The sequence below is a fragment of the Gilvirhabdus luticola genome, assembly GCF_040117515.1.
Classification (GTDB): Bacteria; Bacteroidota; Bacteroidia; order Flavobacteriales; family Flavobacteriaceae; genus Gilvirhabdus; species Gilvirhabdus luticola.
The window spans coordinates 507260-520950 of the sequence record NZ_JBEEEN010000002.1 but is presented as its reverse complement, the minus strand read 5'-3'; the positions used below and the strand labels follow the sequence as shown (position 1 = coordinate 520950).

The window sequence follows — 13691 nt, the reverse complement described above, 5'->3', positions numbered from 1 at the left end:
ATCATATTTATAATAATATACTGATTAACAATGATTTAACCTTCTATTTTTTGTAAATCATCAAAAGCTTTGTTTATTTGTGTTTAATGATAAATGATATTATGAAACTGATAAAAGTAAAAAGACAAACAAGAACAGAAAAAAGGCATACACCAAGAATGGGTGAATTACTTACCAAAGTGACCTACATCCAAAAGATGTTTTTAAACATTCCTTACAAAACACTTCACAAATACAGAGAAACCTATTATGGTGAAGTAAAAGATTGTTCAGATTGCAACCTGGCAAGTTAAATTTGTAAAAATTTAAGATTTTACTCCGAAGCTTTTTCTGCTTCCAGTTTCCCATGCTTATAATTACCAAACAGCAAAAGTCCCATACCTAGCATAACCGACATGTCTGCTATATTAAAAATGCCAGTTCTGAATACACCACCTAGGTCAATGTGTAAAAAATCGGTAACTTCTCCATAAACTATTCTGTCGTAAAGGTTGGCTAAACCACCACCAATGATACAAGCAAATCCTACTAATGACATCTTATCTATATTCTTGTTTACAAACACATAATGTAATACAAATAGTAATACCACAGTAGGTAAAATAAGTAACAATATAAGTCTTAAAATAGGATTTAAATCACTTCCCATACCCAAAAAGGCGCCTTTGTTTTCAACTTTGGTCATGATTAGGTAATCATCTATTAAAGGAATAATTTCATTATAAGCCACATATATTCTCACCAAAACTTTAGAGATTTGGTCTAATGCAATGTTTACAACGATCAATACAATTATAAAAGCTGAACGAGATAGTTTCATAGGTTATGCTTCGCTACCGAATGTTGCAGAAGAAGTTTCTGCTTCTCTGTGTATTTTCTTTACTAAACCTTGTAATACCTTTCCGGGACCAACTTCAACAAAATCTGTTGCACCATCTGCTATCATTTGTTGTACAGATTGTGTCCAGCGTACAGGAGCAGTTAATTGTGAAATTAAATTGGCTTTAATAGCGCTTTCATCATTTACTGCATTTGCTGTTACATTTTGATATATTGGGCAACTAGGTTTACTAAATGTTGTATTTTCTATAGCAGCAGCCAATTCTTCACGAGCAGGTTCCATTAATGGTGAATGAAAAGCACCACCAACAGGCAAAACCAAAGCACGTCTTGCACCTTCTGCTGTTAACGCTTCACAAGCTCTATTGATAGCTTCAATTTCACCAGAAATGACCAACTGGCCAGGACAGTTATAGTTAGCGGCAACTACAATGCCTTCGGTTGTGGCACATATTTTTTCAACTATATCGTCGTCAAGACCTAATACAGCAGCCATAGTGCTCGGTTGCAATTCGCAGGCTTTTTGCATAGCAGTAGCACGTTGTGAAACCAATTTAAGACCGTCTTCAAAAGTTAAGGCACTATTGGCAACCAATGCAGAAAACTCACCAAGAGAATGACCAGCAACCATATCTGGTTTAAAACTATCTCCTAAAGTTTTTGCCAGAATGACTGAATGTAAAAAAATAGCTGGTTGTGTGACTTTGGTTTCTTTAAGGTCTTCTGCAGAACCTTCAAACATAATGTCTGTGATGTTGAAACCAAGAATATGATTGGCTTTTTCAAAAAGTTCTTGTGCTAAAGGTGAGTTCTCGTAAAGGTCTAATCCCATACCAGAAAATTGTGCACCTTGACCTGGAAATATATAGGCTTTCATGTTGGATTAATTTTTAGTGCTGCAAAAATAGGAATTAATTATCAAAAAGGAATTTATAGTTTTGAAGTTTCATTTAACAGTTTATTTAAAATGCGTCTCAATGCATATTAAATATTGTTGTGGTTAGCTTTTGGTCTTTTAAAGACAATAAAAGAAATGACACCATTTAAAAATGCTGCAATTAAACAAGGAACGAAACTATAAATCATTAATAGTGGTAAGCCAATTATACCATCAAACCATCCACAATTAATGGCTTCTATCATTCCAAATGCTTTTTGTAATACCAATAGGATTTCCTGACAAATACTCCAGGAAGCCAAACAGGCTAGAAATGTAAACAAGAATATTGTCAATGACTTCATTACTGAACTGGATTTTGATCTAACATTCTTATTAATACCAATGAGAAATATGAATTTATATCCAATCCATGTTCCAAATAGTAATGTTGGAAACCCAGTTAAAATTTGACTCAAATAAGGCGAATTTGAACCACTCCATTGCCCAATGTTAGCAATAGGTCCAACCAAAGAGGGAATCGATGATAGAATTAGGATTATTAAGAATGATATTTTTTTGTCCATGATATATTTGGGTTAAATTAATCAACCACAATGTCAGGCTAATCACAGCTTAAGTTGTTATTAGGCATAGTTAAACGAATTTCGGCTATTTTTTTGAGAAAATCAAGCCAGTTTTGTACAGCAATCAAATAGATTGTGTATTGCATTATTCAGTACCTTTCCATCCAGGACCTCTTACTACTTGTCCCGGTAATGCACCTGTATGTTCGCCATCTTTTAAAACCTGATTGCCATTTACAAAGACATGTTCCATACCAGTGGACAATTGTTGTGGGTTCTCAAAATTTGCATGGTCTTGTATGGCTTTGGGATTAAAAATGGCTATATCGGCATAAAAGCCTTCTTTTAAAGCACCACGTTTTTTTATTTTTAAATTGGTAGCTGGTAGAGTAGTAAGCTTATAGACTGCTTCTTCTAAAGAGATTACCTTTTCATCTCTAACATATTTACCCAACAATCTTGCTACATTGCCATAAGCACGAGGATGTGTGGAGGATTTTAAAAAAACACCTTCTGGAGCAGATGATTCTGCATCAGAGCCAAAGCTCATCCATGGTAAAGCAATTTGTTTTTTCACGTTGTCTTCAGACATTAAAAAATAAACGGCATCAACTCTACTGCCATCATCTACCACCAAGTCCATAGCGGTTTCTTCTGGCGATTTATGTCGTATATTTGCTACTTGTGCTAAAGTTTTCCCTGTAAGATATTTTAAGCTATCATTTTTAAAACCAATAAGCAATACTTTATCTGCCGATCCAGCAGCTTGTAATAAATTTTCCCAGTCATCAGTCGGTACGCTCATTTCATGAAGCACTTTCTTTCTGATTTCAGGATTCTGTAAACGTTCTACCCATTGATCAAATCCTCCTTCCTGTACCCATGGTGGCATAGACGCATTCAAACCAGTAGCACCTGCGGTATATGTGTACATGTCTGTTGTAATATGTAAACCTGCTGTTCTCGCAGAATCAATTTTTGTCACTACATAGTCTAACTTATTCCAATTGGCTTTACCACTTTGCTTTAAATGGTAAACTTCTGCTCTAATATTAGCTTCTTTAGCAATTTTGATAAGTTCATCCAAGCTTTCTAAAAGTTTTGGACCTTCACTTCGCAAATGTGAAATGTACATACCATCATAGGCTGAAGCTACTTTGCACAATTCAATCAACTCTTCCGTGCTGGAGTAAAATGCTGGAGCATAAATTAATGATGAACCAATACCCAAAGCACCTTCTTCCATAGCTTGTTTGACCAAAGACTTCATGGTTTCAAGTTCTTTCTGCGTAGGAGCTCTATCTTCAAAACCAATGACGTGTATTCTTAAGGTTGTTGCTCCAACGAAAGAGGCTACATTTGTTGAAATGCCTTTATTGACAAGAAATTGAAGATATTCATCTAGTGTAGTCCAATTAATATCATATTTGATGTCTCCTTGATCTTTTAGCCATCCTGCTCTCATTTCTTCACTTATTGGACCCATAGACCAACCTTCTCCAAAAACCTCTAAAGTTACGCCTTGCTTGATATCGCTCATCGATCTTCCGTCTTCAATCAAAGATTCTGTTGCCCAACTCAACATGTTTATAAAGCCTGGCGCAACTGCCAATCCAGTAGCATCAATTTCAATTAGTCCTTTAGCGTCTTTAAGATCACCAATAACGGCAATCGTATCTGCATTGATTGCTATATCTCCAATATAGGAATTGTTTCCAGAGCCATCCAATATTTGACCTTGTCTTATAAGTATATCAAATTGCTCCTGGTCATTACAACTATAAAAAGTAATTACTAAAACAAGAAAATAAAAGGGTTTAAAAAGCTTCATTAATTGGTTTATTAAAAGTCAATGATTCATTAAGTGCATCTTAAATACAGAAGTAACGAAGTTCGACTATTTTTTTAATAAAGCCAAGTATTTAGTTAGATCGCATAGCTAGCAACTCATTCTTTGCCATTCGGTTTTTTAGAATATTCAAATAGCGTAAGGCATTTTTATCTCTGTAATCTGTATAAGCTTTTGAAGCCCAATCTTTAGCTGCCAACAAGTCACCATTTATTTCGTTAATGATTGCCATATTATAACAAGCACGACCTGCAATTTTAGAGTTTGGATTACTGATTTCTAGTTCCCAAAGTTCTGCAGCACCATCCCAATCTCCTGTTTGGGCTCTTCGCATCGCAATTTCAAAATTATCTGTGCCTTTTACATAATATTCACGCGTGACACGTATCTTAAAAGGATAGGTTCTCAAAGCATAGCGATGACCTAAACCATTGCTTATTTGTAAAACAGCTTCTGTACGTCCTGCAATGGCTTCCGCAGCTTTTACTGGATTAATGCCACGACCAATAGTTCTTGACCAATCACTGTTCATAATCTCGTCAAGAATCGTTTTATTAGCATTATCATAAATTCTGAAGCCTGCCAGAATATTGGTGTTCACTTCTGCAGTATGTTCTATAACTGGAATTTTGATTCCGAAGGCGTTGACTTTATCTATAGTTTGAGCATTATATTTTATAGAAGCATCTGTATCGTAAAAGGAAAGTACTACCAATGCATCAATGTTGTTTTCTTCACAAATTTGGTTGACCATGTTCCAAGACAATGCATTTGGAAAGATGCCAAGACCTGGGTTTTCAACTTTATCAGATTCAACTAGAATAACATCTTTGAAGGTTTTGTTTTTTTCAAATTCGTCTTGCATGCCTTGAATGATATTGTCTGCGCCTTCTCTGTCCAGATGAAGTCCTTCGGCAGAAAAAATCTTGTCTATATCGTCAAGAGTTTTGTTAGAGGTAGATTCACTTCTATTTAAAATTCCTATACGCTGAATATGATTTGGAACGTATACAGGTGCTGGCTCTGTAACGTTCATCGTTAGATTGTTAGTAGAACTACAGCCTAATAAAATAAAAGCAAATAACAGCAGTAGTAATGTAGGTTTAATTACAATTGTTTTCATGGTTAATAAGATTTGGTGGCTACTAATGTAATAAAATAATTTTAAATGGTGCTTAACTAACTGTAAATGCGGTAGATAAAATAAGAAAGCACTTACTTTTATCTTTGTAAGAAAAATTAACTATTGTCAATTTCTTTTACAATTTTAGCTGGATTTCCAGCAATAAAGACATTATCTGGAAAGCTTTTTGTCACGATTGCTCCAGCACCAATAACAACATTGTCGCCAATAGTTACACCAGGACAAATTACAGCATGACCACCAATCCAAACATTTTTTCCAATAGTAATAGGTTTGGCAAATTCGCGACCACTATTTCTGGTCTTGGCTTCTAGAGGATGAGTTGCAGTATAGATCTGTACGTTTGGACCAAACATACAATGATTACCAATATTAACAGGTGCAACATCTAAAATACAGCAGTTAAAATTCATAAAGACATTATCTCCTGCTATGATGTTATAGCCATAATCACAGTAAAAAGGAGGTTCTATCCATAAATTCTTGCCAGCATTTGGAATTAACTTGTAAAATAATTTAAAACGCTGTTTTTTTTCATCTTCAGTCAATTTGTTGATTTCTTGAAATAACGACCTGCATTGGTGTCTTTCTGCAACCAATTCTGGATTCAATGGATTATACATTTCTCCAGATAACATTTTTTCTTTTTCGGACATGATTTATTTTCTGGTATATGTAATAAACGAAAATGCATGCTTGTGGTTTTGATCTATTTCATGATAAGACTTGCTCACTTCTTTCCAAATATTAGTATCAATTTCAGGGAAAAAAGTATCGGCATTTTCAAAAGATTTATGAACTCTTGTGATTTCTAATTTATCTGCTAAAGGTATAGATTGCTTATAAATTTCACCTCCTCCAATAATGAATGGTTGATTATCTTTTCTACAAGCATCAACGGCATCTTCGAGGTTATTTACAACAATAACACCATCAGGAACTTTGTAATTGTCTTGTCTTGTTATGACAATATGAGTTCTATTTGGCAAAGGTTTCGGAAAACTCTCATAGGTTTTTCTTCCCATAATAATATGGTGCCCATTTGTTAGTGTTTTAAAACGTTTTAAATCATCACTCAAATGCCAAATAAGGTCATTGTCCTTGCCAATGGCATTGTTTTCGCCGGCAGCTACAATAATGGTTAATTCTGAAGATTTAGTGGTTTTTTTTTTAGCGTGTTTTTCTTGTTCAATCTCTTCTTTAGCCATTTGGGTTTCTTCCTTTAAAAATTGTATTTTTAAGGCATCAATCCTTGCGCGTTGAGAAGAAACAAGCTTATCAAGCTGCTTTTGTTCCCAATCTTGTCCCAAAAATTTATGTGTAACGAACACATTAAAAGCATGATATAAAAAGAAAAACAACCAAATTACAATTGGATAAACAAACCAATCTACACCAAAAGGTTTGATGTCTTTTCCTAAATCAAGAACTAAATTGGCAATAATAATAAACACAGAACCAATTAAAAAGAACACAAAATGAGCATATAAACGTTTTTTTTGTTTTATTCGCTTTTGCGCAGTTTGTATTAACTCTAATTGTTCCTTATCTATCTGCTGAACAGGCTTCTTTTTCCCAAACATATTTATGAAATGTTAGAATGTAAAGTTAACTTTTTTTGATGACTTATATAAGTACTTTTTGACAGGAATTACTTTTAAAATATTGAATTTGACATGGGAATAGTTGCGAAAACGATATATTAGATTTGGAAAGAACAATAATAGTAAAAACGCAAACGATGTAGTTGATAATCAGGCTAAAAGAAGTAAAAATTTGCATTGATAATCTCATAAAATATGTATTAATTTTTTACATACTTTAAATAATTGTGAAGCCTTTTTAATCAAATCAATAAATCTTTTGCTTTAGATCCTTTTTTGGTTTTTGTCTGAAAAATTGTTTTATACATTTGTAGCCGAAATGAGTCAAGTTAATTGATGTATAATTAAAATACAGAAATTATGAGAACAAGAAACAACAAATTCACACAAGAGATGAACGCCCTTAAGAAGGGATACATCTGGAACACAAAAAGAAGATTTAATAATTTAAAATAAGATATTATGGCAATTACAAAACAATATTTAAAAAGCAAACCAGTTTGTAAAGTAACATTTTCTGTACCTGCTGAAGACGCAAGTCAGGTGGCAGTTGTAGGAAGTTTTAATGAGTGGAATACGGAAGCCGTTGAACTTAAAAAGTTAAAAAACGGAACTTTTAAAGGAACTGTAAATTTAGAAAAAGACAATTCTTATGAATTTAGATATGTTGTTGACGGCGTATATGTTAACGACGACCAAGCAGATGCGTATGTATGGAATGATTATGCAGCTGCAGAAAATGGTGTCTTAAGTTTATAAGATATTATTAATTTTTAGTTGGTTAAAAGGGCTTCAATTTTTTGAAGCTCTTTTTTTATACTGCAACAATACCCTTGATATGTGGATGTGGATTGTAATCTACCAAAGTGAAATCCTCAAATTTAAAGTCAAAAATATCTTTTACTTCTGGGTTTAAAATCATTTTTGGCAAAGGTCTTGGATCTCGAGATAATTGCAGCTCCAATTGTTCGTAATGATTACTATAGATATGGGCATCACCAAAAGTATGAATAAAATCTCCAGGATGATAACCACAAACTTGTGCAATCATCATTGTAAATAACGCATAAGATGCAATATTAAAGGGAACACCTAAAAAGATATCTGCACTTCGCTGATATAATTGACAAGATAATTTACCATTGGCTACATAAAATTGAAAAAAAGCGTGACAAGGAGGCAAAGCAGCTTTTCCGTTAGCTACATTTTCGCTAAACGATTTGGATGTATCTGGTAATACTGAAGGATTCCAAGCAGAAACTATCATGCGTCTGCTATCAGGATTATTTTTTAGTGTGTCAATAACTTCTTTTATTTGGTCTATCTCGTCATTATTCCAGTTACGCCATTGGTGACCATATACCGGACCTAAATCTCCATTTTCATCGGCCCATTCATTCCAGATTCTAACACCATTTTCGATTAAATAATTAATATTTGTATCGCCTTTTAAAAACCAAAGCAACTCAAATATAATAGACTTTAAGTGTAATTTTTTGGTGGTTACCATAGGAAAACCTTCACTTAAATCAAATCTCATTTGGTAGCCAAAGACACTTTTTGTTCCGGTTCCTGTTCTGTCAGATTTTTTGTTTCCGTTTTCTAAAACGTGTTTTACTAGGTCTAAATATTGTTTCATTTATATGAGAAATTTTCAGAAAATAAAAATAAAGAAAAGCTCTATACCCAAACCGTTTATGTTTTAATTTATTTTAAAAGTTATCAACGGTTAACCAATAATCATTCCAGCGATTGTTGCAGACAATAAAGAAGCAATTGTACCTCCAATCAAAGCTTTTATTCCAAATTCTGATAATGTTTTGCGTTGTCCTGGTGCCAAAGAACCTATGCCGCCAATTTGAATTCCAATAGACGCAAAGTTGGCAAAGCCACATAACATATAGGTTGCCATGATTATAGACTTTTCGTACTTTAAATGGAGAATATTTCCAACGTCTTTTAAATTGGCCAACTGAATGTAGCCTACAAATTCACTAGCCACTAATTTTATACCTAACAATTGCCCCATTAATGCCATGTCTTCTTTAGCAACACCAATGAGCCACATTAGTGGAGCAAAGGCATAACCTAATAAGAATTCTAAAGAAAATTCGCTATACATCGTATTGTTGGCAACTAATGTATTTAAAGATGTTACTTCACCAACCCAGCCCAAAATACCATTTATCATTGCAATAAAAGCCAGAAAAACTAACAGCATTGCTCCAACATTTACAGCCAATTTTAAGCCTTCAGTAGTTCCATTGGCAATGGCGTCCAGAATATTAGAACCAATATTTTCTTGAGTAATTTTAATGTCTGAATCTATTTTTTCTGTTTGAGGATATAATATTTTTGAAATGACCACAGCTCCTGGAGCTGCCATAACAGACGCTGCTAAAAGGTGCTTGGCATAGAATATTTTCATAACTTCGTCAGTTCCTCCTAAAAATCCAATATAGGCTGCTAAAACTCCACCTGCAACGGTTGCCATCCCACCAATCATGACCAAAAGTATTTCGGATCTATTCATTTTCTCTAAATAGGCTTTAATCATCAAGGGAGATTCTGTTTGGCCAAGAAAAATATTACCTGCAACACTTAAGCTTTCTGCACCCGAAATCTTTAAGACTTTAGTAAGCATCCAAGCCAAACCTTTCACAACTTTTTGTATGATGCCCAAATAAAACAGTACAGATGTTAAGGCTGAAAAGAAAATAATAGTTGGTAAAATGGAGATGGCAAAAGTTATCATTGAGTCTTCCAATTGCACTTCGTCAGTAACAAACGAGTCAAATAAAAATATTGTTCCTGCCATTGTAAAATCTAGAATGCTCACAAAAATCCCTCCTACAAATTCAAAAACGGCTTGAACGAAAGGAACTTTAAGTACCCCTATGGCTAGTAAAAGTTGTGCTAATAAACCAAAACCTACAGTTCTCCAGTTGATGCCTCTTTTATTTTTACTTAACAGAAACGCAATACAAAGCAAAACAAACATACCAAGCAATCCTCTTAATAAACCGCCTGTGCTAAATCCAGAACTTGGTATTATGGTATCGACTGTTTGTGCTGATGTATTACTAACAAGATTAGAACACATGGCAGCAACCGAAAAAAGTAATTTCATATTTATAAAGGATCAGATTATCGTTTAGAGATTTCGTCTCGTATTCTTGCTGCCGTTTCGTAGTCTTCTTTTGCTACAGCAGTTTCTAGTAATTTATGTAGCTCGTCAAGAGTTTTGTTTTTGTAGTTTTCCATTGCTGGACTTGACTCCAATTCTTCAGCAAGCATGTCATCAATCAGAATACTATCTTGCTCTTCATCTTCATCTTCTTTTTTCGGATTTACCTTTAAATAAATACCAGCCTTGTCCAGGATATTTTTGTAAGTAAAAATAGGTGCTTTAAAACGCAGCGCTAGTGCAATGGCGTCACTGGTTCTAGCATCAATGATTTCTTCAATCTTATCGCGTTCACAAATTAAGCTTGAATAAAAAACGCCGTCCACTAATTTATGAATGATGACCTGTTTTACAACAATATCAAATCTGTCGGCAAAATTTTTAAACAAATCATGAGTTAATGGTCTAGGAGGTCTTATTTCCTTTTCAAGCGCAATGGCAATTGATTGAGCTTCGAAGGCTCCAATGACTATGGGTAGTTTGCGATCACCATCTACTTCATTTAAAATTAATGCATAAGCACCATTTTGTGTTTGGCTATAAGAAATCCCTTTTATATTCAGTCGAACTAAACTCATATCTATAATATCACAAAAGACTGTTTAAATTAGGACTTTGTAACCTAATTTTTTAAAAAAGCTAATTTAAAATAATTAGAGTTATTAAAGCTAAATTATAAAAGAAATTCGTTGAGAATATTGCTATTCTATTCTTTTATAATTACAAGTTAAAAAAAATTAAGCGTTTTGTGCTTTAAATTCCTTTAATTTTTCTGTGAGTTTTGGTACAACTTCAAATGCGTCGCCAACAACACCATAGTCTGCTGCCTTAAAAAATGGTGCTTCAGGATCTGTATTAATGACTACTTTTACTTTGGAAGCATTGATGCCCGCAAGATGCTGTATAGCCCCAGAAATTCCTACTGCAATATATAAGTTTGATGCCACTGGTTTTCCTGTTTGTCCAACATGCTCACTATGAGGTCTCCAACCTAAATCTGAAACAGGTTTTGAGCAAGCTGTTGCTGCTCCTAAAACATCTGCTAATTCTTCAATCATTCCCCAATTTTCAGGACCTTTTAAACCACGACCACCAGAAACCACAATTTCAGCATCAGCAATGGTGACCTTACCAGTTATTTTGTCTACTGAATCTACATGTACATCATTTTCTAAAATTGTAGGCATAAAATCTTCGGAAGAAGCATTCCCGTTAGATTCAACCAATCCGTAAGAGTTTTTAGAAACACCAACCAATTTTACTTCAGTATTTATTGATGTGAAATTAAAAGCTTTATTTGTAAAAGCTGTACGTTTTACTGTAAAAGGAGAAGTGCTTGATGGAGCTTCAACAACATTGGAAGCGTAACCTGCATTTAAATCTATTGCTAAAAGTGGAGCCAAATATTTACTGTCGGCACTTGAGCTTACAACTACAACTTTTGAACCTTCTTTTTCAGCAGCTTGTTTTATAATATCTGCATATGTTTTGGCATTGAAAGTGTCTAGAGAAGCATGGTTTACATTTAAAACTTTATCTACACCATGTTGGCCTAAAATTGAAGTTTCATTAGCATTAATGGTAACTGCTGTAACTGTTGTGCCTAGTTGGTTTGCCACAGCTTTTCCGTAAGAAGCAACTTCTAAAGCTACTTTTTTAAATTTTCCTTGATCTGATTCTGTATATACTAAAACTGACATGTTTTTCAATTTAAAAATTAATTAAATGACTTTAGCTTCGCTGTGAAGCAAATTTACCAACTCATCTAAATTATCTGGGGACACCAAAGTAACAGCACCTTTAGGAGTTGGTTTTTCAAAACTTACAGATGTCGTTCCCCTATTGACTTCAGCTGGTTCAACAATCGTTAAAGGTTTTTGTCTTGCCATCATAATGCCTCTCATATTTGGAATACGCAAGTCGCTTTCTTCTACAATTCCTTTTTGACCACCAACAACCAAAGGTAGAGACGTTGTAACAGTTTCTTTACCACCATCAATTTCTCTAACAGCTTTTGCATTAGAGCCATCAACTTCCAGTCCAATGCAATTATTTACAAAATTTGCATTCAATAAACCAGCAATCATTCCAGGAACCATTCCGCCATTATAATCTATCGACTCTCTTCCAGCAATTATTAAATCATACTCACCATCTTTAATAACATTAGCTAATTGTTTTGCAACAGCAAAACCATCTGTTGCTTCTGTATTTACTCTTATTGCTGCATCAGCACCAATAGCAAGACACTTTCTTAATGTTGGCTCTGTTTCTTGCCCTCCAACATTGGCAACGTGTACTGTTGCGCCTTGTTTTTCCTTGAACCACATGGCGCGAGTTAGGCCGAATTCATCATTTGGATTGATCACAAATTGCACACCATTAGTATCAAATTTTGTATCATCATCAACAAAATTAATTTTGGATGTAGTGTCTGGAACATGACTTATACATACTATAATTTTCATAGTTTATATGGTTTATTGAGTAATAATTTTTAGAGGTTACGAAGGTAAATATTTTATTTCGATTATATACTATGCACGCATAGTAAATTTTTAAAATATTCTATAAGAATTAGTTTTTTATTATTGCTATTTTTGCTACTCCATAAAAATGCATAAATGAAAACAATTCAATTTAGAGAAGCTGTCTGCGAAGCTATGAGCGAAGAAATGCGTAGAGACGAAAGTGTTTATTTACTTGGAGAGGAAGTTGCAGAATACAATGGAGCCTATAAAGCTTCGAAAGGAATGTTGGATGAGTTTGGTCCTAAACGAGTTATTGATACTCCTATTGCAGAGTTAGGTTTTGCTGGTATTGCCATTGGTTCTACTATGACTGGAAACCGACCAATAGTAGAATATATGACCTTTAACTTTTCTTTAGTTGGAATTGATCAGATTATAAATAATGCAGCCAAGATTAGACAAATGTCTGGAGGGCAGTTTAAATGCCCTATTGTTTTTAGAGGTCCTACAGCTTCGGCTGGGCAACTTGGAGCGACACACTCACAAGCATTTGAAAGTTGGTTTGCCAATACACCAGGATTGAAAGTGGTTGTGCCATCAAATCCGTATGATGCAAAAGGTCTTTTAAAGTCTTCTATTCGTGACGATGACCCAGTGATTTTTATGGAAAGTGAGCAAATGTATGGCGACAAAGGCGAGGTTCCTGAAGGCGAATATACCATACCTTTAGGGGTTGCAGATATTAAGCGTGAAGGAAAAGATGTCACTATTGTCTCATTTGGAAAAATTATTAAAGAAGCTTACAAAGCTGCAGATGAGCTTGATAAAGAAGGTATTTCTTGCGAAATTATTGACTTAAGAACTGTTCGCCCAATGGACCACGATGCAATCTTAAATTCGGTTAAAAAAACAAACAGATTGGTAATTCTTGAAGAAGCGTGGCCTTTTGGAAATGTTTCTACTGAAATAACATATTTGGTTCAAGCTAATGCATTTGATTATTTGGATGCACAAATAGTAAAAATAAATACAGCTGATACTCCAGCACCTTATTCACCAGTTTTATTGGAAGAATGGTTGCCAAACAGCAATGATGTAATTAAAGCTGTAAAGAAAGTATTGTACAAATAAA

General features: G+C 34.2%; 15 protein-coding genes. 3 read left to right on the top strand and 12 right to left on the bottom strand.

Going from position 1 to position 13691, the window contains the following annotated elements; all coding sequences use genetic code 11:
• The first annotated feature begins 101 nt into the window (after positions 1 to 101).
• Entirely contained in the window at positions 102 to 293 is a 192-nt protein-coding gene (locus AAFP94_RS06845; protein WP_316661791.1) for a hypothetical protein, read from the top strand.
• Positions 294 to 313: 20 nt separating this feature from the next.
• Here AAFP94_RS06845 and lspA read toward each other — a convergent pair whose 3' ends face one another.
• From lspA to AAFP94_RS06810, 7 genes are all read right to left on the bottom strand, one after another.
• The gene (gene lspA, locus AAFP94_RS06840) at positions 314 to 820 is read right to left on the bottom strand and encodes a signal peptidase II (protein ID WP_316661790.1); all 507 of its coding nucleotides are present in this window, start codon (positions 818 to 820) and stop codon (positions 314 to 316) included.
• 3 nt (positions 821 to 823) lie between these two features.
• Positions 824 to 1717 (bottom strand): ACP S-malonyltransferase, encoded by an 894-nt coding sequence (gene fabD / locus AAFP94_RS06835; protein ID WP_316661789.1) that lies wholly within the window; start codon positions 1715 to 1717, stop codon positions 824 to 826.
• 107 nt (positions 1718 to 1824) lie between these two features.
• Positions 1825 to 2304: a hypothetical protein gene (locus AAFP94_RS06830; RefSeq protein ID WP_316661788.1), complete on the bottom strand. Its 480-nt coding sequence runs from the start codon at positions 2302 to 2304 to the stop codon at positions 1825 to 1827.
• 145 nt (positions 2305 to 2449) lie between these two features.
• Positions 2450 to 4135, bottom strand: a complete 1686-nt coding sequence (locus AAFP94_RS06825) for an N-acyl-D-amino-acid deacylase family protein (RefSeq protein WP_316661787.1) — start codon at positions 4133 to 4135, stop codon at positions 2450 to 2452.
• Positions 4136 to 4226: 91 nt separating this feature from the next.
• Complete coding sequence (locus tag AAFP94_RS06820) at positions 4227 to 5276, bottom strand: DUF6340 family protein (protein WP_316661786.1); 1050 nt, start codon at positions 5274 to 5276, stop codon at positions 4227 to 4229.
• Positions 5277 to 5392: 116 nt separating this feature from the next.
• Positions 5393 to 5953: a sugar O-acetyltransferase gene (locus AAFP94_RS06815; protein WP_316661785.1), complete on the bottom strand. Its 561-nt coding sequence runs from the start codon at positions 5951 to 5953 to the stop codon at positions 5393 to 5395.
• Positions 5954 to 5956: 3 nt separating this feature from the next.
• Positions 5957 to 6880 (bottom strand): dihydrofolate reductase, encoded by a 924-nt coding sequence (locus AAFP94_RS06810; protein WP_316661784.1) that lies wholly within the window; start codon positions 6878 to 6880, stop codon positions 5957 to 5959.
• Positions 6881 to 7363: 483 nt separating this feature from the next.
• On the opposite strand from AAFP94_RS06810, the gene AAFP94_RS06805 reads away from it, so the two are divergent.
• Entirely contained in the window at positions 7364 to 7660 is a 297-nt protein-coding gene (locus AAFP94_RS06805; protein ID WP_316661783.1) for an isoamylase early set domain-containing protein, read from the top strand.
• Positions 7661 to 7715: 55 nt separating this feature from the next.
• Here AAFP94_RS06805 and AAFP94_RS06800 read toward each other — a convergent pair whose 3' ends face one another.
• From AAFP94_RS06800 to AAFP94_RS06780, 5 genes are all read right to left on the bottom strand, one after another.
• Positions 7716 to 8540, bottom strand: a complete 825-nt coding sequence (locus tag AAFP94_RS06800) for a thymidylate synthase (RefSeq protein ID WP_316661782.1) — start codon at positions 8538 to 8540, stop codon at positions 7716 to 7718.
• 90 nt (positions 8541 to 8630) lie between these two features.
• Positions 8631 to 10031 (bottom strand): NupC/NupG family nucleoside CNT transporter, encoded by a 1401-nt coding sequence (locus AAFP94_RS06795; protein ID WP_409628290.1) that lies wholly within the window; start codon positions 10029 to 10031, stop codon positions 8631 to 8633.
• 17 nt (positions 10032 to 10048) lie between these two features.
• Entirely contained in the window at positions 10049 to 10666 is a 618-nt protein-coding gene (locus tag AAFP94_RS06790) for a bifunctional nuclease family protein (RefSeq protein ID WP_316661781.1), read from the bottom strand.
• A 159-nt stretch (positions 10667 to 10825) separates the two neighbouring features.
• Entirely contained in the window at positions 10826 to 11788 is a 963-nt protein-coding gene (locus AAFP94_RS06785) for an electron transfer flavoprotein subunit alpha/FixB family protein (RefSeq protein ID WP_316661780.1), read from the bottom strand.
• A gap of 21 nt (positions 11789 to 11809) precedes the next feature.
• Positions 11810 to 12556, bottom strand: a complete 747-nt coding sequence (locus AAFP94_RS06780; RefSeq protein WP_316661779.1) for an electron transfer flavoprotein subunit beta/FixA family protein — start codon at positions 12554 to 12556, stop codon at positions 11810 to 11812.
• Between the two features lie 156 nt (positions 12557 to 12712).
• Here AAFP94_RS06780 and AAFP94_RS06775 point away from each other — a divergent pair, with 156 nt between their 5' ends.
• Positions 12713 to 13690: a pyruvate dehydrogenase complex E1 component subunit beta gene (locus tag AAFP94_RS06775; protein ID WP_316661778.1), complete on the top strand. Its 978-nt coding sequence runs from the start codon at positions 12713 to 12715 to the stop codon at positions 13688 to 13690.
• Position 13691: the final 1 nt, after the last annotated feature.